This is a genomic window from Sphingomonas hominis, from assembly GCF_013328205.1.
GTDB lineage: Bacteria > Pseudomonadota > Alphaproteobacteria > Sphingomonadales > Sphingomonadaceae > Sphingomonas > Sphingomonas hominis.
On the sequence record NZ_JABULH010000017.1, the window covers coordinates 1 to 23520 of the forward strand.

The window sequence follows — 23520 nt, forward strand, 5'->3', positions numbered from 1 at the left end:
CCACTCCGCGCCACAACACGGATGCTTATGAATCACCGTTCAGCGCGTTTGGGAATCCTGAATGTCGATCCGACCTAAAAGGACGACGCGCCTTCTCATACTCGCTTTACCGCATCACCGTGCGTCGCCGACCGCCCTCAAAATGGCACGACCATAAGCTGTCTTCTTGAACTTCTCACCGGCCGTCCGCGCTTGCTGAGCCGAGATGTAGCCCATCTCGAATGCAATTTCTTCTAAGCAGGCGATCTGAACACCCTGCCGGTGCTGGAGCGTGCGGACAAATTCGGCGGCCTCAAGTAGGCTGTCGTGCGTACCAGTGTCGAGCCAAGCGTAGCCGCGGCCCATTTGCTCGACGTAGAGGTCGCCCGCCTCAAGATAGATGCGGTTGAGGTCGGTGATCTCGAGCTCACCACGACCGCTGGGTTTTAAGTTGCGTGCGAAATCGACGACCCGGTTGTCATAGAAGTAAAGGCCGGTGACCGCGTGGTTGGACTTTGGCTGTTCAGGCTTTTCCTCAAGACTAACCGCACGGCTGCCTTCGCCGAACTCGACTACGCCGTATCGCTCGGGATCCTCAACCTGGTAAGAGAATACCGTGGCGCAGCCTTTGCGTGCGACCGCATTTTTCAGTAGATCGGTTAGGTGTGCACCGAAGAAGATGTTGTCGCCTAGTACCAGCGCGACATCGTCGTTGCCGATGAAGTCAGCGCCAATCGTGAACGCCTGTGCCAGACCATTCGGGCTTGGCTGCTCAGCGTAGCTGATTGCAATGCCGAAGACGGATCCATCCTCGAATAGCCGGCGGTAGTTATCAAGATACTCGGGGCTCGAGATAATCAGCACGTCACGGATGCCCGCGAGCATCAGCACCGAAAGCGGATAATAGATCATTGGCTTGTCGTAGACTGGTAGCAGCTGCTTGTTGACTGCAAGCGTAGCGGGATAGAGTCGCGTGCCCGATCCACCGGCGATAATGATGCCCTTCATACTTGCGTCTCCGTAGCGACGACAACCGACGCGCCGATCAGTTCGTCGAGTATATCACTCAACGCCACGTCCCAGTCGCGTGGCGTAATGCCGTAGGCGTCGCCAATCGCGCGATGGCTCAGCAACGAATTGGCGGGGCGTTGCGCAGGTGTAGGGTAATCTGCGGTGGTGATAGCCTCGACCTCGGCGCTCGCCCCCCCGCGCAATGCGGATTGCCGGAAGATCTCGCGCGCAAAATCTGCCCAAGTGGTCGCGCCAGCATTTGAAAAATGGAACGTGCCGGTCGGCGCCTGCTCATCCTCGATCAGCCGTAGCGTGATCGTGAGCAGCGCGTCCGCTAAATCCGTAGCGCTGGTAGGCGAGCCATGCTGATCTGCGACGACGCGCAGCGCTGGATTAGTGGCGCCTACACGCAGCATCGTCTTCACGAAATTAGCGCCGTGCGCCGACACCACCCAAGCGGTGCGCACGATCGCATGGCGTACGCCCGAGGTGCGCACCGCGAGCTCCCCGCCCAGCTTCGACGCGCCATAGACGCCGAGCGGCGCGACCGGGTCGTCGACCTCCCATGCGCCCGCCTTGTCCCCGGCGAAGACATAGTCGGTCGAGACTTGCACCAGCGGAATGCCCGCCTTCGCACATGCCTTGCCGAACGCCGCGGGGGCCATCGCGTTGACCGCCCAGGCGGTAACGAGGTCGCTCTCGGCCTTATCGACAGCGGTGTAGGCCGCGCCGTTGATGACCGCGGCCCATTCGCGTTCAGCGATCTTGGCAGCGATCGCGTCAGTGTCGGTCAAGTCAAGATCCGAGACGTCGATCGCGACGATCCGCACGTTTTCGGGCCAGCGAGCACGCCGCAGCTCGGTGCCGAGCTGCCCGCCTGCCCCGGTGACGAGCACGTCACGCATGACGATCATCCCATTTGTCGACACCTCAACGCGTTTTCACGCCGATGGTCATGCCGCCACCCCGCGCCGCTCGGCCGCCTTCTCCGCGACAAATGGACGCCACCAGTCCTGATGATTAAGATACCAGCGCACCGTCTTCTCTATGCCCGTCTCGAACGTCTCCCCCGGCTGCCAGCCAAGCTCCTCACCGATCCGCGTTGTGTCGATCGCGTAGCGCTTATCGTGCCCCGGCCGGTCGGCGACTGAGGTGATCTGCGCGGTATAGCTCTTCCCGTCCGCGCGCGGCGACAGTCGGTCGAGAATCGCGCATAGCGTACGCACGACGTCGATGTTCTGCTTCTCATTGTGTCCGCCGACATTGTACGTCCGCCCCGGCGTACCGCGCTCAAACACGGTACGTAGCGCCTTCACGTGATCCTCGACGTACAGCCAGTCACGCACCTGGTCGCCTGCGCCGTAGACGGGGAGCGGTTCGCCATCCAATGCCTTGGCGATCATCAGCGGGATCAGCTTCTCGGGGAAGTGATACGGTCCGTAATTGTTCGAACAGTTGGTTATGAGGACGGGCAGGCCGTAGGTGTGGCCCCAGGCACTGACGAGATGGTCTGACCCCGCCTTCGACGCCGAATAGGGCGAGCGCGGATCGTAGGGTGTCTCCTCGGTGAAGAGCCCGGTATCGCCGAGCGACCCGTACACCTCGTCGGTCGAGATGTGGTGGAAACGGAACGCTGCGCGCTCTGCTTCGTCCAGCCCCCGCCAATAGCTGCGGGCCTCGGCGAGCATGGTGTAGGTGCCGACAACGTTGGTCTCGATGAACGCGCCCGGCCCATCGATCGAGCGGTCGACGTGGCTCTCCGCGGCGAGATGGGTGATAACGTCAGGCCGGAACTGGGCGATCGCGCCGCGCACGGCCTCGGCATCGCAGATGTCGCCCTGGACGAAGCGGTAGCGGTTGGACCCCGCAACCTCGCCCACCGTCGAGGGATCGCCGGCATAGGTCAGTTTGTCGAAGTTGAGCACCTCATGGCTCGTATCGCGGATCAGGTGCCGCACAAGTGCCGAGCCAATAAAGCCGGCCCCGCCGGTGACGAAGATGCGCATGGGTTTGTCCTTCAGGCGAGCGGTTCGAGCGGGCATCCGTTATAGGCGAATGGGCTGTCGAAGTCTGCGATGCTGGGCTGGCGTGTGTCCTTGGGCGACAATTCGGGTTTGATGCCGGTTGGCAGTGGCCAGTCGATCCCAACGCTGTCCCAAGCGATCCCACCGTCATGGTCGGGCGCATAGGTGTCCGAGCATTTGTACACGACCTCACAATCGGGCTCGAGAGTCAAAAGTCCATGTGCGAACCCGACAGGGATGAACAGCTGATCGCCGTTTTCGGCAGAGATCTCCGCGCCAACCCATTGTCCATAAGTAGGCGAGCCGTTCCGTACGTCTACCGCAACGTCGTAGATGCGACCACGAATACAGCGAACTAGCTTGTCCTGTGCGCGGGGTGGGGTTTGGTAGTGGAGGCCACGTAGGGTAAATGCGGGCGCGGAGAGTGAATGATTGTCTTGTACGAAGACGGTATCAATGCCGAGCCTAGCGAATGTGTTGCGATTATAGGTTTCGGTGAACCAGCCGCGTCTATCACCGTGACGCTTTGGGCGGATGAGTTGGATGGTAGGCATAAGGATATTTCAATATGAACGCCTGACCTCTCAGGCAATCGCTCTGCGCCGCAGTTCATGCGATCCGTGTGCCAGGCCGGCGTGCGTACCGAGTTGCGTTGCGGAAGTATGTCTCCCGTCGTAGGCTGCTTGGGATTTACGATGATCCCGTGCCGATCCTCGGCCAGATGATTGTGAGCCATCGCTTCTCTGCGGTGGCGTGGCATAGGAGTGGCTTCTTGCCGAAACTTGGTTCGCGTTTGCGTCCTGCATTAATCGTTGTCCTGGGATTGCTGGTGGGATGGCTGGTGGTCGCCGTCACGGTTGATCGCGTCTTTGCAGTGCGGTCCGCGTCGCTGGCGCTGCTATTCAATCCAGGTAGCGCCGATGCGAACGTGCGTGTGGCCGAGGAGTTGGCCCGGGACGGACTTAACGCTGCCGCGACGGCTTCGATTGCCGCGCATGCTACGCGTGCGCTTGAGCGTCAGCCACTAAGTCCGGGGGCTGCCCGCAGCCTCGGTTATGTCGTGGCTGCCCGCGGCAGGGAGGCACAGGGCGAGGCGCTGGCTCGCTATGCCGAGACGATGTCGCGCCGCGATCTTGGCACCCAAGTCTGGTTGATCGAGACGGAAGTACAACGGGGCAACATCAATCGCGCGTTGATTCATTACGATCGCGCAATGCGCACGTCAGTGCAGGGTCGAGAGCTGCTGTTCCCGATCCTCACCGCAGCGGCGGACGATCCGGCAATCTGGCAGCCGCTATCACGATTTCTCGAGCAGCGACCGCAATGGTGGCGTGCATTCGTAGACCAATTCGTTCCTGCAAGTTCGTCGCCGGCTGCGCTCTACGCGATCGCACGCCGCAGCGGCGTGGTGACGCCCGGCCGCGGTGATCTTGCGTTGGCGCAGGCGATAGAAAAGCGCCTTGTTGATCTTAAAGCCTATGGTGCGGCGGTCGATCTCTACAATCGGGCTCACGGCCTGCCCGCTGACAACGCAGGATTGTTGCGCAACGGCGATTTCGAACGGCCGGGCGGATGGGATCCGTTCGACTGGAACCTGTTCGATGAGCCGGATTTCTCCGCTGTCCGCCAACCCAGTCCGTCGCCGGCGGGCGGGAACGCCCTGTTCCTCACTACCGCCAATGGCAGGGGGGGCGATCTTGCCACGCAGCTCATCATGTTGCGTCCGGGAAATTATGCCATGACCGCAACGATGGGTAACGTCGGTGGCGATCCACTGGCATACCCACACTTCATCGTGCGTTGCGCGGCTGATAGCAGAGAGCTCCTCAACGCTCGCTTTCCAACCGCACCAGAAGCAGGTCGCAGCTGGCGCGGGCTGTTCACCGTGCCCATCGGTTGCCCGGCACAACGCCTTGTCGTCAATGCGATCAGTTCGCTTGATCCATCAGTGACCGTGCCGTGGGTGGACAAGATCGCGATCCACCCGGAAGGACGCTGACATGTCCTCTCATCATCCCACACGTTACCGTCATCGACCCGCCCCCCGCGCGCTTCTTGTGGCGGCGCTGACCGGCTCGTGGCGGGAAACGATCGATTTCTACGTCTTTATGTTCTTCTTCGCGATTTGCGCGCTGGGTGGCGGCACAGCGTTCGCCAACGTCCCGTCGTTGCTTTACGTGCGTCCGTTCGCGGTGCTCTGCCTGACCGCTTTTTTGTTGACGCCGCGCCAGATTGACTGGACCGCCATCCGGATGCCGGCCCTGTTGCTTGCGGCGCTCATATTGCTGATGATTGTGCAACTCGTGCCGCTGCCACCGGGAATCTGGACGGCATTGCCGGGTCGCTCCGCCTATTCGGGGCTGGCGGAGATCATGGGGGTCGACCAGCCGTGGCGGCCGTTATCGCTCACGCCCGATCTGACGATGAACGCGCTTGTATCACTCATTGTGCCGGCTGCAGTTATCGCTGGCTTCGCCAAAATGCGCCAGGATCAGCGGCAGGCCACCGTCATCTTGCTGATTGTACTGTGCTGTGCAAGCGCGGCGATCGGCATTATTCAGTTCGCCGGCGGAAAGGACAGTGCGCTTTATCTGTATCAGCGTACCTACCCCGGCTTCCCCGTAGGGCTGCTTTCCAATCGTAACCATCAGGCAGTTCTATTGTCTCTTGTCTTTCCGGCACTGCGAGTATGGACGCTGATGCCAGCTGCCGACCGTGGCTGGATGCGAAATCGACGCTGGATTGCGCTGGCGCTTGGCGTGATGATTGTGCCTGTGGTGTTGGCGACCGGATCGCGCGCCGGCACAGCCCTGATGGTGGCAGGCATCGCCGCCGCATTTCTGTTTTTCCCTGATACACGCGGCGAAGCAACCGCACTAACGGGAGCGCGGCGGTATCTAGCGCGTGCGGCACTGCCTCTGCTGGCGGCTCTGCTGATCGTGCTTACCTTCCTGTTCGGGCGTGCCGCCTCGATCGAGCGGTTGGTGGCGTTGTCGGCTATCGACAACGACCAACGGTTTCAGTTCGCGCCCACTGTACTGCGCATCATTCGTGAAACGTTCCCGGCCGGCACCGGTTTTGGTAGCTTTGATCCTGTTTTTCGACAGTATGAGCCGGACGCTATCCTTATCAGCTCTTTCTTTAACCATGCCCACAATGAGCTGCTGGAACTCATCATCATGGCCGGATTGCCTGGCATGCTGGTGCTAGCTGCCTTTCTTTGGTGGTGGGGGGCACGAATCGTGGCTGCCTGGCGCACGACCACGCCGGCGACGCGGACCATGCGCTTAGGCGTGGTCGTTACCGGCACAATCCTGCTTGCCAGCCTCGTCGACTATACTATTCGTCCGCCGCTGATAGCAGCAGTTTTTACGCTTGGATGTTGCTGGGCAGCGCAGCGTGCGTACCAGCGCGACTGAGGCGTCTCACCCGCATTGTCACATTCAACGGCAGCGGGTAAGACGCGTATCTTGCGTTTAGGTGCTCGGGAGCACGCACTTTACATGAAGCCTTTGGTAAGCGTGGCGGCGGTCTTGGCCGTGCTGGTTGGCGGGTGTGCCGAAGACCGGTTCATCGGGCGGCCAGGGTTGACAATATCCCAGCAGACCGAGATGCCTGCGCCATCCGCAACCGATCTTGTGTCCGAACCACGACCACAGGTGCTTGGGCCATTTGACCAAGTCTCCGTGGACGTCTTCAGTCTGCCGGAGTTCAGCCGCACAGTAACGATTGATCGCAGTGGCAATATTTCGCTGCCGCTCGTTGGCGAAATTCCGGCTGCAGGGAAAACCCCGGCCCAGCTAGGCCAGGCAGTTACACAACAGCTTCAGGCCAATCACGTCCGCGATCCGCGTGTGAGCATCAACGTGACGCAAGTTGTCAGCCAAGTGATCACTGTCTCCGGTCAGGTGCGTGCCCCGGGTCTTTATCCGGTGACTGGCCGCATGACGCTGATGCGGGCGATCGCGCGCGCGCAGGGCACGAGTGACGTCGCCCGCGAGAACATGGTAATGGTGTTCCGCCGGGTTAACGGCCAAGATCTGGTCGGATTATACGACCTCCGCGCCATCCAGCGCGGCATGTACGAGGATCCCGAGGTGTTCGCGAGTGACGTCGTACAGGTAGATGAATCGCAATCGCGACGGGTCTTCGGCCTCCTGATACAAAGCTCGCCGATCTTAGTCGCGCCGCTCGTCGCGATCCTCAACCGCTAGTCGCCTGGAAATTAGGTAATGAACAGCTTCACGTTCACGCAGGGCGAGCGCGACCAAAGCGGTGAACTCGTCACCCTTGATAGCGTACCGCCGAAGACGGAACGATCGGTGATCTCCGAGTATCTGTCGATCGCGAACCGACGCCGGTGGCTGATAATCGGCTCGATTGTCGCGTTTCTTGTGATCGGATTGATCGTGACATTGTTCATGACGCCGCTCTATACCGCCACTGCAACGCTTGAAATCCAGCGCGAGAACGGCAATTTTGCCGAAGTACGTGGTGCCGAGCGCAGTGGTAATGCAGTTGATAGTGAATTCTACCAGACCCAATATGGTTTGCTGGAATCGCGGGCATTGGCCGAGCGCGTCGCGCGCTCGCTTCGCGTGGCCGATAATCCGGCGTTCTTTGAGACGTTCGGCGTCACCCCCCCGGAGACTTGGTTTGACAAGAACCGACCAGTGCAGACCGCCGCAATCCGGGATGCTCGAGTAAAGGCGGCAGGCGGCTTGCTACTGGACAAAATCAAGGTCGAGCCGGAGCGTATGTCTCGCCTTGTTAAGGTCAGTTTCACCAGTCCCGATCCACAACTTTCCAAACGTGTTGTTGACGCGTGGTCCGAAAACTTCGTTCAGACGACACTTGAGCGTCGCTATTCGGCGACCTCGTACGCGCGCAAGTTTTTGGAAGATCGATTGCAGCAGCTACGCGTGCGCATTGATCAGTCCGAGCGTGCGCTGGTAGGTTACGCATCGGCGCAAAACATCGTAAACATCCCGGCCCCAACGGCCGCCGCAGGCACTACCGAAAGCGGGGGCGAACGATCGCTCGTCGCTGATGATCTCACCAATCTGAATAGGGAATTGTCGCAGGCAACTGCGGATCGAGTGCAGGCGGAAAGCCAGCTTCGGGCCGGGGGTGGCGGTAAGGATACTCTTGATACTGCGGCTAGCAGCACGCTGCGCGCGCGCCGTGCCGAGCTGGCATCCGACTATGCGCGAATGCTCAAGCAGTTCGATCCGCAATATCCGCCAGCGCAGGCGCTGGCGGCGCAGATTGCATCCATCGACACGGCTTTGCGTGGAGAAGGCGGACGCGTGTCTAATAATCTGGACCGCGCTTACAAAGCGAGCTTGGGGCGCGAAGAGGCGCTGGCCGCTCGGGTGAAGGCGCTGACCGGGCGCGTACTGGATTTCCGGCGTCGCTCAATCCAGTACAACATTCTGCAGCGGGAGGCTGACACCAACCGCCAACTTTATGATGCGCTGTTGCAGCGTTATAAGGAGATCGGTGTTGCGGGTGGTGTTGGCGTCAACAACATTTCGGTCGTAGATGGAGCCGAGGTCCCAAGCCGTCCATCCAGCCCACGCCTGTTGCTTAACATGGCGATTGCATTGCTGGCGGGAGTGCTGGCCGGTGTAGGACTGGCGCTGCTGCGCGAACAGATCGATGAGGGTATCACCGATCCGATCGATATCGAACGGATGTTGCGCTTACCTCTGATCGGCGTCACGCCAAAGCTAACTGATGGGAATCCTTTGACGGTGCTTAGCGATCCCAAGGCGGCACTTACCGAAGCATATGCTTCGATTACTGCCAGCCTAGGTTTCGCAACCTCGCACGGTGTGCCCAAGACGCTGGCGATCACCAGTGCGCGACCAGCAGAGGGCAAAAGCTCAACGAGCTACGCGCTTGCCAGGGCCTTGGCCCGAACGAACCGGCGCGTGTTGCTCGTCGATGCCGACATGCGCTCGCCTTCTGTGAACTATTTGCTCGATATGCCGCTTGGTGAGGGCCTCAGTAATTATCTGGCTGGCGCGGACGATCTGGCGCCGCTCATCCGCTCGACCGATTCAGAGCATCTGTCGATACTCACCGCCGGTCCGCAGCCACCCAGCACGCCGGAGTTACTGTCGGGCGATCGCTTCGAGCAGCTGGTGGCTCGTCTCGGTCGCGAATACGATCACGTTATCTTCGATCTTCCGCCCGTTATGGGGCTCGCCGATGCGCCGCTGATCGCGAGTCGGATTGAGGCGACGCTCGTGGTGATTGCGGCACACCGAACCCACAAGAACGTCGCACGTCTCGCCATCGCCCGATTGCAGAGCGCGCATGTACGCCCGCTTGGCGTAGTGTTGTCAATGTTCGACACCAAGCAGGCGAGCTACGGCTACGGCTACGGCTACGGCTACGGCTACGGCTACGGTTACGGCAACCAGCAGGACGTCGAGACTTGATCAAAAATCAATTGATAGCTTGCTCTGGGAGTAGTTCAACGGGTGGCCGTTAGCTTCTGCTGGAGCAGAGCGGGTGTCATGGCGCACCGTTGCGAAAGATTGATCGTTACCTGATAATCGATGGTGCCCTCGCTGTAGAGGCACAAGCGATTACTACTGGTCGTTTGTTCGCCGCGAAAGATAGCATTGGGCGGCACGGGGGCATCAGGGCTGCGATACGGTGCAGTGCTGGGGCAATCCTGTCCTAGGCCTACGATGGCAGTACGTGCCACCTCCTGACCGTTTGCCGACATGTCAGTGCCTGCGTAGGTGCAAATCCGGTTCGTGTCGCTCAGCTGTTCGGAGACGAGTTGCGCGACAGCCGGGCACGATGTTGCGGACACTATAAGTACGGCGGTGAAACCGAGATGTGCGAGACGTATCATGCGTCACTTCTATCGTAGGAAAGCGCACTACGCCATGATGTTACCATAAAGGCGAGGCTCACCCGAATGTTGCGCGAACTAGCGCGAGTACCTCTTGTGCGGTGCGATCCCACGAATGCGCCGCTGCGCGTATCAGCCCACGGTCGCGCAATCGGTCGCGTAACACGGCGTCGTCCATGAAGCGCGCGATAGCGGCAGCCATGTCGGCGTCGTCGTGGGGATCAAAATAGAGCGCGCCGTCGCTCAGTACTTCAGGCAGCGATCCTGCACGCGCACTCATGACTGGGCAGCCGAGCGCCATGGCCTCAAGCGGAGGGAGGCCAAAACCTTCGTAATAAGACGGATGCACATAACCATCGGCGTGCTCGTACAATGTGCGGAGCTCGGCATCGGTAACGCGACCAACGTGACGGATGTGGCTATCACTCCTACCCGGATTTGCGTCCACTTCATCCTCGATGGCGTGAACGCGTGCGCTCGTACCGCCTGCAATTACAAACAAAAAAGGTTGGTTCGACATATGGCGCGCAACGCGCAACAGCGCCGCATAATTCTTGTGTGGACTACTGCTTCCTACCGCCAGCAGGTAACGCCGACCGCGCAGCTCATGGCGGTCCAGTACAGCCTGGTTGCGTCCGGTGGCAAGGATGTGGTCGCAACCTAGCGGCACGACTGTCAGTTTGTCGGTAGGGATGTCGGCGCGCCGCATCAATTCATCGGCAGAAAACTTTGAATCGGTCATAATAGCACTGCTGCGCTGGCCGAGCGCGCGGATCATGAAGCGGTACCAAGTGCGGAATGGGCGCGAGTAGGCTTGCGGCACTGAAAAGGGAGCCGCGTCGTGGATCGTCACTATTTGTCGGGTGAGAGCGATCGGCGCCGCATTGCACAGGCTGAGCAGGGGCGCGCCGTCCAAGTACCGCGGCAGTTCGGCCTGTTCCCAGAGATGGCCATGCGTCCTGCCGACTTGCTCTGCGCCCAGTTCGCACGCCAGATCGGCATGCAGCACCCCGCCGGGTGTGACGAAGCGTACGTTGGGTAACATGTGGCGCAAGCGCCGCGATACCTCGACGGCATGGCGCTGCACGCCCGTTATCGGCTGAGTCAGGAAACGGGCGTTGACGACAAGGCGGGACATGCCGGAGTGACTTTCGGGTAATCGACGCGAGAGCGATGAACTTCGTGTCGCGGCGATGCAAGCGCGAGCGGCGTCAACGTAAAGGTTGCTCAATCGATGGGGAAGGCGGTAGCGCAGGCCATGCGCTTTCCTCCGCACCGGCTCTAGGATTTTCTATGGCGCTTTCGCCCGCCTTGTCCGCGCATAAACGCGGGGCGTTGATTGTAGGGCTAAAGCCCGTGACGTCACCGGCATGGTGGCTGGACCCTGTACGGGCCACTGTGTTCATCGTGCTTCCAATTTTTTGCCTTGCCGCCTATTTTAACCGCTTTAACTATGCCGACTTCAACGCCAGTGAGGATTTCCTAACGCCACAGACCTTCGGGCTGGGGCTGTTCAGCATGGCGTTGCTGATCCTGGGAATGACCGTGGGTCGTTCGCTGCAGAAGCGGCAGGACGTGGTTACGATGGTTGACGCGGGCCGCGCCGAGAAGGTGCTGGTCGCTATCGGCTGGGTGACGATCATCGCCTACGCGTTGCTGCTCGGTACGCTGGTGACCCAGATTTCGTTGGTGCTGGAGCTGATCAGAGGCAACGCTGGGGCGGGAAGCGAACTACGCAGGGTGCTAGGGCGCATTCCCGGAATCACATCGTTTATCCAATTCGGCATGGTTTACCTTGCGCTGCTCTCAGCCTTGGTGGCCATGGCCAACTATCGACCGCCGCTCAGAATATGGGTGATGACGGTGACGATCTTGATCGTCACCCTCCTGCGCGCGCTTCTTGCTTCCGAGCGGCTGGCGATGCTGGAGGCGCTGGCGGCCATGTTCGTTATCCCGATTGCCTATTGGTGGCGACCATCGCTGTGGCGCGGGCTCGCGCCCTTGATTGGAGTTATCTTAGTCTTCGTGGCCTTCGCTGCCGGCGAGTATTTTCGCAGCTGGCAGTATTACCAGGCATTTTACGACTCATATTTTGCTTTCATCAGCCAGCGGTTCTTCGGCTACTTTTCGACTTCGATCAACAACGGGGCTGGCGCCTACATCCTCTACGGGCAGCAAAGTCCTGTACCCGAGATCACATCGGCTTGGGTAACTCGTTTTCCAATACTAGGTCAGATCATTAAGCCGACTGGTGACCTGTCAATGCTCGACACCTTCCTCCTGACCTACGCCTCGCCCGAGTTCAACAACCCCGGTGGCTTCTACGCCGCGTATCTTGACTACACTTTCGTGATTGCCAGCGCGTTTATGGTGCTGCTGGGCTTGGTAATCGGCGGCGTGTACCGCAGCTTCCAGAATAAGACGCTGGTCGGTCTTATGCTGTATCCGGCAGTGTTCCTTGGTCAGACCGACTTCATCCGCCTAGTGTACGTCGCAGACGTGCGTACCTTGCCTGTATTCCTGGGTGTGGTCATCGTGAATTATGCGCTTCGTCCAGTAGCCATGCCACGCCACCGTTTGCTCGCCACCATAGTATCTCCACGGTGAGCAGGCATAGGCCATCGCGCCGGTTAGTCGTTGCCGGCCTAAGCGGTTTGCTGGTGCCGGCTTGCATGGAGCGCGACGCGCGCGCGCGCGCTTCGAAGAATGTTCCGACGCCACTGTCGCACTTCGGAGTCGACCGGTTCGCGGTTCGCGACCAGACGGCCGCACTGAGCCGCGCGTTCAAGGCGGCGGCGGCAGACGGCCTGTCACTCGTCGGCGATCCCGACGCCACCTACCGCCACGACGGGCGCCTGACGCTTTCGGGGGTGTCATTCGACGGACAGGGGTGCACGCTGCTAGCCTTGTCCGACGGGCCGCAAGTGCTGCAATGCCGAGGATCGGGCTGGCGACTGGCCAACTTGCGCGTGCTGGGCGGGGCGACTAGGCGCAGCAGCGACAACGCCGGCAACGGCGTTTGGATCGGCGGCGACGAGCCGGATGCCGCCACCGACTTTGTGGTGGAGAACGTCACGGTGGACGGTGCCGCGCCGGGCCGCGGTGTCGCCACCGCCGGCATTATGGTCAGCAACGCGCATGTCGGCCGCCTCCTCGGCGTCACCGTGCGACGCAGCCTTGCCGACGGCATCCACGTCACCGCGGGATCGAGCCGCCTGACGATAGAGCGGGTGCTAATCGAGGACAGCGGCGATGACGCGGTTGCGGTTGTATCGTACCGGCGCCAGCGATCGCTCTGCCGCGACATTCGGATCAGCGACGTCGTTAGCCGTCGCTCGGGTGCGCGCGGCTTAGCGGTAGTGGGCGGCGTCGATGTGCGGGCCGAGCGGTTAAGGGTTGAGCGGTCGGCTGCGGCCGGCATCTACCTGTTCGGGGAAGAGGCGTTCGACACCTACGGCACCGCGCGCTGCCGGGTCGCGGACGCGGTGCTGACCGGCTGCGTCACCGGGCACGGGCTGGCCGCCGGGTTTCGCAACGCCGCAGTGCTGATCGGCGGCCGAGAGGGTCTGGACCAAGTCGCGGGTGCGACCCTGCCGCGGGGTGCCAGCGATTGCGAGATCGTCGGCGTCACCGTGGCCGGGGCGGGCGCGGGATGCAGCGCGGCGATCTCCACCGGAATGTTCGCGCTGCGGCCCCGGATTGCGGGCGGGCATGTCCTGGGCAACGCGGCAACGGGCCCGGCGGTCACCGGCATGGAGATCGGGGGGAGCGACGTTGTAGTGAACGACGTCGAGATGACCAATCTTTCGGGATTGGCACTAGTCGTGCTGCCGACGGCGAGCGGCACCTGCCGTGTGTCGCGCATCAAGGTGGATGGCAGTTCGCGCGTAACCGGCCCCATCCAGAGCTACCTCTACGCCGAGCCCGCCCCGGCGCTACGGCAGCTGGTGGTCAGCAATAGCCGGTTCGCGGGTGGGCCGCCGCGGCTCAGCATCAGCCTCCTGCCACCCGGCCGATTGCGGCTGGAGCACAACTCGGTCCGGTGAGCGGCCGGGCTGGGTAGCGCTGCGGCTCGAATCGCGGCATAGGCAGGTGAGTAGGACGATCGGACCAGTATGCTATTCTGGAGGCACAAAAGTGCTAACGCATCCGAAGTCGCGGCGGCGCTCGATAGGGTCGAGCATCGACTAGACCGGCCTGGAACGGAGCAAATCCCGCGCACGATCCACCAGATCTATCTAGGCGGCGAGCCGCCCGCGCCCCTGCGGGCCAACATGGATGCCTTACGTGCGCTGAACCCGCAATGGAAACACCGGCTGTACGACGCGGTGGCGGTGGAGCGCTTCATTGCAGAGGAGTATGGCGAAGCGATCCTTGCCCGTTACCGGCGTATCGCACCCGGTTATGGCGCAGCGCGGGCCGATCTGTTCCGTTACCTTCTGATCTTTCGGCTTGGCGGTGTATACCTCGACATCAAGAGTGGTGCCGATCGACCATTCGACGAGGTGCTGCAGCACGACGACGCCTTTATCGTTTCTCAATGGGACAATGGTCCCGGCGGCACGCACCCCAGCGATGCGCTTCACCCCGAACTGTCTGATGTGAAAGGAGGCGAGTTCCAGCAATGGCACGTCATTGCCGCACCCGGTCATCCATTCCTGCGAGCGGTGATCGAGCGGGTGCTGCACGCGATTGACACCTATAATCCCTACCGGGTGGGGGTCGGGCTTAACGTCCTTCGGGTCACCGGCCCGATCCCCTACACGATGGCTATTTCGCCGCTGCTGGCTAATTACCCTCACCGCCGTGTCCAGAACGAGCGCGCGCTGAGCCTGCGCTACTCAACCCTGGCTGAGGGAGATCATCGGCGCCATTTCAAAGGACATTATTCGCGCCGCCGAACCCCCATCGTCGGGGCCGATCGGGGATGGATTGCCAATGCGCCGCTGCTCGGCTTCCTGGTTGCACGCAGCCTTGTCCGACGCGCTATCAAACATGTCACCTGATGCGCTATCGTCAGGCGGAAATCAGGATCGGGTGCATTGACAGTGACGAAGGATTGGGGGCGCGGGGCTGCCGTGGGAGAGGTTGCGGCGGCGCTTGATGCCGTGGAGCGGCAACTCGACGGTCTCGGTACCGGTGCGATCCCGCGGACGATCCACCAGACCTATTTCAGCGCCACCTTGCCGCCGGCTCTGAGCGGCAACGTCGACGCGTTGCGCGCCCTCAATCCCGGATGGTCGTTCAGCTTCTACGACGATGCGGCGGTGGAGCGCTTTATCGCGGAGGAATATGGTAAGGCGATCCTCGCTCGTTACCTGCGTATATCGCCCAAATACGGCGCGGCACGCGCGGACCTGTTCCGCTATCTCCTTATTTTCCGCTCCGGTGGCGTGTACCTGGATATCAAGAGCAGCGCCGACCAGCCATTCGACGAGGTGTTGCGGTCCGACGATAGGTTCATCATCTCGCAATGGGACAACGGCATCAACGGCATCCATCCGGGTGGTGGCCTGTTCCATCCCGAGCTCGCAGCCATTCCACATGGCGAGTTCCAGCAATGGCACATCATCGCCGCGCCCGGTCATCCATTTCTGCGAGCGGTGATCGAGCGGGTGCTGCACGCAATCGACACCTACAATCCCTATCGAGTCGGGGTCGGGCTCAACGTCCTACGGGTCACCGGCCCGATCCCCTACACACTGGCGATCGCGCCACTCCTTGCCTGTCACCCCCATCGCCGGGTCCGAGACGAGCGCGCGCTGGGGCTGCGCTATACGATTCTCGGTGGCGAGGTCCATCGTCGTCACCTGCGCGGCCACTACTCGCGACGCCGGACTCCCATTGTCGGGGCCGATCGGGGCTGGATCGCCAATGCGCCGCTGCTCGGCTTCATTGTCGCCCGCAGCTTGGTACGCCGCGCGATCAAGCGCCTGAAACGCTGAGCCCCAGACAATCGGTCGCCGCGCGCGACTTGAACCGCCATCCAAGCCGAGGTTCACTGCATCATGTCCGACGCCGCCGTTAGCCATTCGTCCGACCTGTCGATGGTGGTCGCTACTTTGGGCCGCACGGGCGAGCTCGACCGACTGTTTCGCAGCCTGGAGGCGCAGACTGCGCCAGGCTTTGAAGTGCTGGTGGTCGACCAGAACGACGATGACCGACTTGTGGGGCTGATTGCAGAATGGTCCGGTCGCCTGCCGCTGCGTCACCTTCGCACGCCCGGCGAGCGCGGACTGAGCCGAGCGCGGAATCGCGGCTGGCCGGAGGCGCGGGGCGCGGTGCTGCTCTTTCCCGACGATGATTGCTGGTACCCTGACACGTTCGTCGCCGACGCGCTGGCGCTGATGGCCACGCACGGCAGCGACGTCCTTGCCGGACGCGCGGCCAAGCCCACGGGCGAGAGCATCAACGGCCGCTACGAAGCCGCTGCCTGCCGCTCCACCCGGCGAAACGTGTGGACCACCGGCATCGAATGGGTGATGCTGTTTCGCCGCGAGGTGCTGGAGGTGGTCGGCGGGTACAGCGAGGATGTCGGCGTCGGCGCTGCCACGCCGTGGCAGGCCAGCGAGGGCATCGACATTGTGCTGCGTGCCGATGCGACGGGCTTCCGCTGCTGGTTCGATCCGGCTCTGGCGGGCCACCACGAGGAGGTCGTGCCCGCCGCACCCGATGCCCGCGCCCGGCGCAAGGCCCGGGCTTATGGTCGCGGGATGGGTCATGTGCTGCGAAAGTTCGGATACGGGCCCGCGACCAAGCTGAACTGGGTCGCGCGGCCGGGCGTCGGTGCGGCCTTGTCGCTGCTCTCTGGTCGAAGCGCCAAAGCCGCCTACCGTATTCAGGTGGCGATCGGCCGTCTGGAGGGGATCACCGGGCGGCTGCTCGACTGACGGGAGCGCTTGCCCCCTCGGGTGGTGGCAGCTACGGTTTGCACTTCATGCCGCATGGCACGGAGTATTCATGGTTTCCGATAATCTCCAAATGCATCAGTTCGGCTCGAAGGCGGCGGAACTCAGCTTTTCGCGCTTCGGCTTTTTCGAGGCACGGGCGCTGGTTGGTCGCATGTTCTCGTCACGTCAGCGCAAGCCCGGGCACGCGCTGCTGCAGATCGGGTCGGGGCTCAACATGCTACCCGACTTCGACAATCTGGACTTCTACTTCGCGCATCGCGGCCAGGCCAAGCATATCGGCCACGACTTGCGCCGGGAACTGCCCTACGCTGACAACAGTTTCGAGGGCATCTATTCGGAACACACGCTGGAGCACATGTACCCGTCCGAGGCGCTGCTGGTGATCGCCGAAGCGGCCCGGGTGCTGAAGCCAGGCGGGGTGTTCCGCGTGTCTGTTCCCAATCTCGCGCGTTTCATCGCCTTCTACAACGGCGAGGAGGTGTCCGAAGAGTTCAAGATGTTCGATTCTGGGTGTGAGGCGATGTGGAACCTGTGCCAGAATCACCATCACCGCTCGGTCTGGGATGCCGCCATGCTCAAGAAGCAGATGCTCGCCGCCGGCTTCTCAGCGGCGACCGAGCGCGGGTTCCGCGAGGGCGCCGACCAGCGGCTGCTGGTCGACCAGGATTTCCGTGCGTGGGAGAGCCTGTACGTCGAAGGCACCAAATAGGGCTGAAGGCGACCTGGCGGCATCGCGGTGCATGATTCGGTCGGTGGCCCGGCGCTGAACGGGATGGAACGGGCGGAGCAGGCCATCCCCCGGATCGTCCACCAGGTCGCGATCGGGTACCGCGTTCCCGATAGCCTGATGGCGGTGCGCGAGCGGCTGCGGGTGGCCAATCCGGAGTGGGAGTTCCGGCTGCTCGACGGCGACGCGGTGGAGCGGTTCGTCGCGGACGCGTACGGTTCCGCGATGCTGGACCGGTACCGGCGGATCGGGCCGGCCTACGACGTGGCGCGCGCCGACCTCGCTCGCTACCTCCTGCTGTACCGGCTGGGGGGCGTCTATCTCGACCTCAAGAGCACCGCCGATCGTCCGCTCGACGCGGTGGTGCGCTCGGAGGATCGCTTCATCCTGTCGCAATGGCGCAACCAGCGCGGGCAGGAGCATTTCACTTGGGGTCTCCATCCCGGGCTTGACGACGTCGCGGGCGGAGCGCTGCAGCAATGGTTCATTGCCTCGGCGCCGGGTCACCCCTTCCTCGCGGCGGTGATCCGTGAGGTTTCGAACCGGATCGACCGCTACGACCCGTGGCGCGACGGGGTGGGCGGATCGGGAGTGTTCGCGGTGACCGGCCCGGTTGCCTACACGCGGGCGATCTGGCCGATCAGGCACCTCCATCCGCACCGCCTACTGCGCGATGAGACGGAGGCCGGGCTGGTCTATTCGGCGGCGGGCGGCCTGGCGCATCGCACGCTGACCGCGACACACTATGCGCGTCGGCGCGAACCGGTGGTTGGCCCGCCGCGATTAGGAATTGCCGCGGCAGCGCTGCCCGCCTGGCAGCATCTGAAGGACCGGTCCTGGGTATGGCGGTTGCGCTGGCGCCGCGCGCTGGCGGCGGGTGGGCGGGTATGGGACGAGGCGCGATAGCCGCGCCGGGATCGCGGTCGCGTCAGCGGGGCAGGCTCGCCAGCGCCGCAGGGCGGGCATGGTCGAGGACCGCGCCGGCATCGGCTGCCATCATTGCCGCCTTCACGAAGTCCGCGAACTCGTGGCGGAAGCGCTCCACAGAGAAGCGTTGCACGTTGGCGCGGCACGCCTCGGGGGTGATGGCGTCCCACCGGCTCTCTAGGTGCGCCACCGCGGCGACGATGGCCTCAGCGGTCTGTTTGGGGAAGAACACACCGGTCTGGTCGGGTCCGTCATGGCCGTTGATCGTCTCCAGCGCGCCGCCCTTGCCATAGGCGATCACCGGCGTGCCGCAGGCCTGCGCCTCCAACGGAGCGATGCCGAAATCCTCCTCGGCCGCGAACAGAAAGGCGCGGGCGCGCTGTAGATGGTCGACCACCACCGCGTCGGGCTGCCTGCCCATGACCGTGACGTTGGAACCGGCCGCGGCGCGCACCGCGGGCATCTCCGGTCCGTCGCCAATCACCACCAGCCGCTTGTCGGGCATCGCGGCGAATGCCTCCACGATCAGCGGGATGCGCTTGTAGGGCACCATGCGCGACATAGTGACGTAGAAGTCGTCCTTGGACTCGTGCAGCGCAAATCGGTCGAGGTCAACCGGCGGGTAGATCACAGTGGAGGCGCGGCCGTAGGCCTTGCGAATGCGCCGCGCGATGAAGCGCGAGATGGCAACGAAATGGTCGACGCCGTTGGCGGTACGACTGTCCCACTGGCGCATGTAGTGGAGGACCAAGCGCGCGGCTCGGCCCTTAATGCCCCGGGTCAGCCCCGCCTCCTCCAGATATTGGTGCTGGAGGTCCCAAGCGTAGCGGATGGGGCTGTAGGTGTAGGCGATGTGGACCTGGTCGGGGCCGGTCACCACCCCCTTGGCGACCGAGGCGGTAGAACTAATCACGAGGTCGTAGCGGGTGACGTCGAACTGCTCAATCGCCAGAGGCATGAGCGGCAGGTAGGACCGATAGTGCTTGGCGGCACGGGGCAGCTTTTGAATGAAGCTGGTCGTGATGCGATGCCCAGCCAGGAAACCGCGCTCATGCTCCGGCAGGAAATCGGCTATACAGAACAGGTCGGCTTGCGGGTAAAGGTCGAGCATCTCCTTGAGGCAGGTCTCGGCACCCCCCTTCAGCGTCAACCAGTCGTGGACAATCGCAACTTTCATAATGACGATGTTCCTTAATTTGGAGGGCGTCCGGCGGCATGTGCCGTCGCTGCGCTTACCGGGGTGGCGCCGCGCTCCTGCGTAACCAATGTATCGGCAACAACGCGACTAGTTCTTCCGTGGCCCCAATTCGTAGTACCAAAGCGGTGGCGACGTAGAACAGCCCGCCCATAACCGATAACACAGCCAGATTGATCAAGCTCCCGAAGCCGAGCAATGGTTTGACCGCTGCGATCAGCGCTACCATTGCACCTGTCAGTAGAACGGTTCCGCGCAAGTCCCACAGTTGCGCTGATGGTGGGTAGCTGCTGAAGCGGCTAGCAATAGTCGCGTTAATTACGAAGGAGACGAACGAGAAAGCAATCTGGCTGAGCGCGAGTCCGATGATTCCGCCATAGATGCTGGCCAGCGTCACCGCAGCAATGCCAATTAGCTTCTTACCGACCTCCGCTTTCAGGTACAGGCCGGAACGGCCCCGCGCCAGAATGAGCTGGAGGTTGACCGCCTGAAGCGGTAGCAGCACGCCGCCGACCGCCAAAAGCCGCAGGATTGGGGCGGCGGGGAGCCATTTGGGGCCGTACAGAACGTCAATTATCAAATCAGCGAGCGTGCCGAGAGCGCCCATCAGCGGCAGGTTGATGATCATCGCCACGCCGTGCGCCAGCTTCATTGTCCGGCGCAGCGCCGTGTCGTCAGTCTTGGTCGACAGGACTGGGAGCGAGATGCGAGTGACCACTAGCGTCAGCACGTTACCGGGCAGGCTCTGGAGGTTCTGCCCACGATTGAAGAAGCCCAAGTCTCGCGCGCCGTATAGTTTGCCGATAATAAGTGCAAAACCTTGCGTATAAGCGACTTCCAGCAGGTTCGAAACGGCGAGAAAGAAGCCAAATGGCACTAGCGGACGCGCGGCCGCCAAGTGGAAGCCACGGAGCGGGCGCCAGCCGCTAAACACCCACAACAGCACCACGTTGATCATGGCATGAGCCATCGCCTGAAGCGCAAAGGTCCAGATGCCGAGTCCATTTACTGCCATGACCATCGCGAGAAGCCCGCTGCAGATCGACGCCGTCAACCCAGATTTCGCGGCTATGTCGAAGCGCAGGTTACGCTGTAGCAGGGAGGCGGGCACCGCCGACATCGCATTGATCGGAATAATTGTGGCGCTGACGTACAGCAGCGGCCGCAGCACGGGATGACCGAACGTGCGTGCAATTAACGGCGCGGCAAGACATATTGCCGCGGCCAGACACAAGGCGACAATGGTGTTGTACCAGAAAACTGCCGTTTCTACGCGACGGGTCACCTCCGGACGCTGCACCAGCGCGGCGCAGAAACCGCCATCAACCAGCACGTTCGAGAGGCTGATGAACACCGCAGTCAGCGCATATATGCCGAAATCCGTGGGCGACAGCAGCCGCGCCAACACCACTGACACCACGAACTGCACGCCGAAGCGTATGCTCGCGTCGAAGGTGCTCCAGACTCCTGCGGACAGGACCTTACTCTTGAACGACGTCACCACGTCGCGCCGATAAGGAACCCGCAGCGAGCGCATTTCCCGTCACCAGGCTGGTGCGATCGCCTGTCCTGACCCCATGCGCCTATCTTTATCGGTTCTCGCCGCACGCTACTATTCACAATGCACCTACGCAAACCGGGTAAAGTGATTAAGGGCGTTGCCATAACCTGCCACTCTGGAAAAGAACAACAATGACCAAGACCGCCATCATCACCGGAATCAGCGGCCAGGACGGCGCCTATCTTGCCGAGAACCTGCTCGGCCGCGGTTACATCGTATACGGCACCTATCGGCGCACCAGTTCCGTCAACTTCTGGCGGATCGACGAGCTCGGCATCGCCGATCATCCCGGACTGAAGCTTGTCGAATACGACCTCACCGACATGGGTTCGGCGATCCGGCTTATCGAGACTTCGAGCGCTACCGAGATCTATAACCTCGCCGCGCAAAGCTTTGTAGGGGTGTCGTTCGACCAGCCGATCACCACCGGCCAGATCACCGGTTTGGGCGCCGCCTACCTTCTGGAGGCGATCCGCACCGTGAACAAAAGTATCCGCTTCTACCAGGCCTCCACCTCCGAGATGTTCGGCAAGGTCCAAGCGATCCCGCAGACCGAGACCACGCCCTTCTACCCGCGCAGCCCTTATGGCGTCGCCAAGCTGTATGCTCACTGGCTGACAATCAACTATAGAGAAAGCTATGGTATTTTCGGTGCAAGCGGCATTTTGTTCAATCACGAAAGCCCTTTGCGCGGGCGCGAGTTCGTGACTCGCAAGATCACCGACACCGTGGCAAAGATCGCGCAGAACAAGGCGCACGTGCTGGAATTAGGTAATCTCGATGCCAAGCGAGATTGGGGATATGCCAAGGACTACGTGGAGGGCATGCGGCTGATGCTTCAGCACGATGTCCCCGAAACCTACGTTCTTGCGACGAACCGGACAGAAACGGTGCGTCGTTTTGTCGAAATCGCTTTTCGCCAAGTCGGCGTCGAGCTGGAATGGCAAGGTAGTGAGGAAATGGAAATCGGGCGCGATGCAGCGTCGGGTGAGGTACGTGTGCGGGTCAATCCTGCGTTCTACCGTCCTGCAGAGGTCGAGCTGCTGATTGGCGATCCCACCAAGGCGACTGCCGAACTTGGTTGGAAGCCGACCGTTGGCTTGGAAGAACTCGCCAAGCTAATGGTCGATGCCGACATGCGGCGCAACGCTGCCGGCTGGTCGTTCTGATGCGCGTGGCGATAACGGGGGCAAACGGCTTCACTGGTCGCTTCGTTGTCGCCGCCTTGGCGGAAGCCGGTGTAGATACTGTGGCGCTGCGGGCGGATCTGACCGATGCGGCGGCTGTCTTCGAAGAAGTGTCGACGGTGGTGTTTGATCGGGTAGTGCACCTTGCCGGCGCAGCGTTCGCCGGGGGCAGCGACTGGCACGTCTTCTACGCGGTTAACCAGCTGGGCACGTTCAACCTTCTGGATGCGGTTGCCCGCGCTGCACCAGGCGCCCGCTGTGTGATTGCGTCCAGCGCGCAGGTTTATGGTGCAGGTGCGTCGGGCCTGATCGGCGAGCATTTGCCAACCCAGCCTTCGAACCATTATGCGGTTAGCAAGCGCGCCATGGAACTGGGCGCTGAGCTATGGCGTGACCGGCTGCAGCTGGTGATAACCCGGCCCTTCAACTACACAGGCGTTGGTCAGGATGTACAATATCTAATACCAAAGATTGTTGATCACTTTCGTCGTTCCCTGCCGGTTATTGAGCTTGGCAACACGTGGGTAAAACGAGACTTTGGAGACGTTCGATCGGTCGCTCAGGCCTATTCAGGTCTTATTATGGCCGAAAAACCGCCTGCGCTGGTCAACATCGCAACCGGAACGACTTGGTCGATAGACGACATCATCAACCGGCTATCGGCAATGAGTGGCCATGCGCTTGAAGTTAAAATCAACAAGGCATTTGTCCGTTCTGGCGACGTTCCGGTGTTGGGGGGTGATGACACTTATCTTCGAGCTGCGTTGCCACAATGGCGGCCATACAGTTTGGAAGATACTCTCAAATGGATGTACAATTATTAAAATGGTTGAGTGATGTAACTTAGGCTTCAGGATCATTCTCAGCCAGAATGCTAAGGCGGTAGCAAGCGCGACAATGAGAGGAAGTTGCCGTCGAGCTTGTCATAGCGTGCGGGTTCGCGCCGGAAGTCCTTGAGACGGGAAAAGGCGTTCTCAATGAGGTACGGGCTAGAGCGGTTTTCGATCAGTCTGCATCGTAGCCGCAGTTGGCGAAGAAGTTGGCGCACTCGGCAGCTTTGCGCAGATGCGCCTTCAGCTTGGAGAAGGCCTGCTCGATGGGGTTGAAGTCGGGGCTGTAGGGCG

Annotated in this window: 20 protein-coding genes and 1 pseudogene; 13 read left to right on the top strand and 8 right to left on the bottom strand. The window is 61.7% G+C overall.

Annotated features, from left to right (window positions below; all coding sequences use genetic code 11):
• Window positions 1-114: 114 nt before the first annotated feature.
• From rfbA to rfbC, 4 genes are read right to left on the bottom strand one after another with little or no spacing between them, the layout of a single operon-like run.
• A complete protein-coding gene (rfbA, locus tag HRV97_RS16740) occupies window positions 115-987 on the bottom strand; it encodes a glucose-1-phosphate thymidylyltransferase RfbA (RefSeq protein WP_174195270.1) in 873 nt (290 codons plus the stop codon).
• A complete protein-coding gene (rfbD, locus tag HRV97_RS16745; protein ID WP_223176925.1) occupies window positions 984-1904 on the bottom strand; it encodes a dTDP-4-dehydrorhamnose reductase in 921 nt (306 codons plus the stop codon). The genes rfbA and rfbD overlap by 4 nt, the downstream gene beginning before the upstream one ends.
• 39 nt (window positions 1905-1943) lie before the next feature.
• Window positions 1944-2996 (bottom strand): dTDP-glucose 4,6-dehydratase, encoded by a 1053-nt coding sequence (gene rfbB, locus HRV97_RS16750; RefSeq protein WP_174195272.1) that lies wholly within the window; start codon window positions 2994-2996, stop codon window positions 1944-1946.
• Window positions 2997-3007: 11 nt separating this feature from the next.
• Window positions 3008-3568 carry a dTDP-4-dehydrorhamnose 3,5-epimerase gene (rfbC, locus tag HRV97_RS16755; RefSeq protein WP_174195273.1) on the bottom strand — a complete coding sequence of 187 codons (561 nt, stop codon included), beginning with the start codon at window positions 3566-3568 and terminating at the stop codon, window positions 3008-3010.
• A gap of 149 nt (window positions 3569-3717) precedes the next feature.
• On the opposite strand from rfbC, the gene HRV97_RS16760 reads away from it, so the two are divergent.
• The 4 genes from HRV97_RS16760 to HRV97_RS16775 all read left to right on the top strand — a co-directional run bounded on the left by HRV97_RS16760 (window position 3718) and on the right by HRV97_RS16775 (window position 9463).
• Window positions 3718-5013 carry a tetratricopeptide repeat protein gene (locus HRV97_RS16760; protein WP_174195274.1) on the top strand — a complete coding sequence of 432 codons (1296 nt, stop codon included), beginning with the start codon at window positions 3718-3720 and terminating at the stop codon, window positions 5011-5013.
• Between the two features lie 58 nt (window positions 5014-5071).
• Window positions 5072-6433, top strand: a complete 1362-nt coding sequence (locus tag HRV97_RS16765; RefSeq protein ID WP_174195275.1) for an O-antigen ligase family protein — start codon at window positions 5072-5074, stop codon at window positions 6431-6433.
• A gap of 84 nt (window positions 6434-6517) precedes the next feature.
• Complete coding sequence (locus tag HRV97_RS16770) at window positions 6518-7228, top strand: polysaccharide biosynthesis/export family protein (RefSeq protein WP_174195276.1); 711 nt, start codon at window positions 6518-6520, stop codon at window positions 7226-7228.
• Between the two features lie 18 nt (window positions 7229-7246).
• Window positions 7247-9463, top strand: coding sequence for a GumC family protein (locus tag HRV97_RS16775; RefSeq protein WP_174195277.1), 2217 nt, complete (start codon window positions 7247-7249; stop codon window positions 9461-9463).
• A gap of 483 nt (window positions 9464-9946) precedes the next feature.
• Here HRV97_RS16775 and HRV97_RS16780 read toward each other — a convergent pair whose 3' ends face one another.
• Window positions 9947-11026: a glycosyltransferase family 4 protein gene (locus HRV97_RS16780; RefSeq protein ID WP_174195278.1), complete on the bottom strand. Its 1080-nt coding sequence runs from the start codon at window positions 11024-11026 to the stop codon at window positions 9947-9949.
• A gap of 35 nt (window positions 11027-11061) precedes the next feature.
• On the opposite strand from HRV97_RS16780, the gene HRV97_RS16785 reads away from it, so the two are divergent.
• From HRV97_RS16785 to HRV97_RS16815, 7 genes are all read left to right on the top strand, one after another.
• The gene (locus HRV97_RS16785; RefSeq protein ID WP_174195279.1) at window positions 11062-12495 is read left to right on the top strand and encodes an O-antigen polymerase; all 1434 of its coding nucleotides are present in this window, start codon (window positions 11062-11064) and stop codon (window positions 12493-12495) included.
• A gap of 53 nt (window positions 12496-12548) precedes the next feature.
• Complete coding sequence (locus HRV97_RS16790; RefSeq protein WP_174195280.1) at window positions 12549-13934, top strand: right-handed parallel beta-helix repeat-containing protein; 1386 nt, start codon at window positions 12549-12551, stop codon at window positions 13932-13934.
• 228 nt (window positions 13935-14162) lie between these two features.
• A complete protein-coding gene (locus HRV97_RS16795) occupies window positions 14163-14894 on the top strand; it encodes a glycosyltransferase family 32 protein (RefSeq protein ID WP_174195281.1) in 732 nt (243 codons plus the stop codon).
• A gap of 42 nt (window positions 14895-14936) precedes the next feature.
• Window positions 14937-15833, top strand: coding sequence for a glycosyltransferase family 32 protein (locus HRV97_RS16800; RefSeq protein WP_343044541.1), 897 nt, complete (start codon window positions 14937-14939; stop codon window positions 15831-15833).
• A gap of 63 nt (window positions 15834-15896) precedes the next feature.
• Window positions 15897-16778, top strand: a complete 882-nt coding sequence (locus tag HRV97_RS16805) for a glycosyltransferase family 2 protein (RefSeq protein ID WP_174195283.1) — start codon at window positions 15897-15899, stop codon at window positions 16776-16778.
• A gap of 70 nt (window positions 16779-16848) precedes the next feature.
• Window positions 16849-17508 carry a class I SAM-dependent methyltransferase gene (locus tag HRV97_RS16810; protein WP_223176924.1) on the top strand — a complete coding sequence of 220 codons (660 nt, stop codon included), beginning with the start codon at window positions 16849-16851 and terminating at the stop codon, window positions 17506-17508.
• Window positions 17509-17535: 27 nt separating this feature from the next.
• Complete coding sequence (locus tag HRV97_RS16815; protein ID WP_174195285.1) at window positions 17536-18432, top strand: glycosyltransferase; 897 nt, start codon at window positions 17536-17538, stop codon at window positions 18430-18432.
• A 22-nt stretch (window positions 18433-18454) separates the two neighbouring features.
• On the opposite strand, the gene HRV97_RS16820 is transcribed toward HRV97_RS16815, so the two are convergent.
• Window positions 18455-19630 (bottom strand): glycosyltransferase family 4 protein, encoded by a 1176-nt coding sequence (locus HRV97_RS16820; protein WP_174195286.1) that lies wholly within the window; start codon window positions 19628-19630, stop codon window positions 18455-18457.
• A 55-nt stretch (window positions 19631-19685) separates the two neighbouring features.
• Window positions 19686-21149, bottom strand: a complete 1464-nt coding sequence (locus HRV97_RS16825; protein WP_174195287.1) for an oligosaccharide flippase family protein — start codon at window positions 21147-21149, stop codon at window positions 19686-19688.
• A 191-nt stretch (window positions 21150-21340) separates the two neighbouring features.
• Here HRV97_RS16825 and gmd point away from each other — a divergent pair, with 191 nt between their 5' ends.
• Window positions 21341-22378 (top strand): GDP-mannose 4,6-dehydratase, encoded by a 1038-nt coding sequence (gene gmd / locus HRV97_RS16830; RefSeq protein WP_174195288.1) that lies wholly within the window; start codon window positions 21341-21343, stop codon window positions 22376-22378.
• Window positions 22378-23220, top strand: coding sequence for a GDP-mannose 4,6-dehydratase (locus HRV97_RS16835; protein WP_174195289.1), 843 nt, complete (start codon window positions 22378-22380; stop codon window positions 23218-23220). Before gmd ends, HRV97_RS16835 begins: the two co-directional genes overlap by 1 nt.
• Before the next feature lie 181 nt (window positions 23221-23401).
• Here the strand turns inward: HRV97_RS16835 and HRV97_RS16840 are convergent.
• Window positions 23402-23520 (bottom strand): annotated as a pseudogene (locus tag HRV97_RS16840) (IS630 family transposase); the annotation flags it as partial.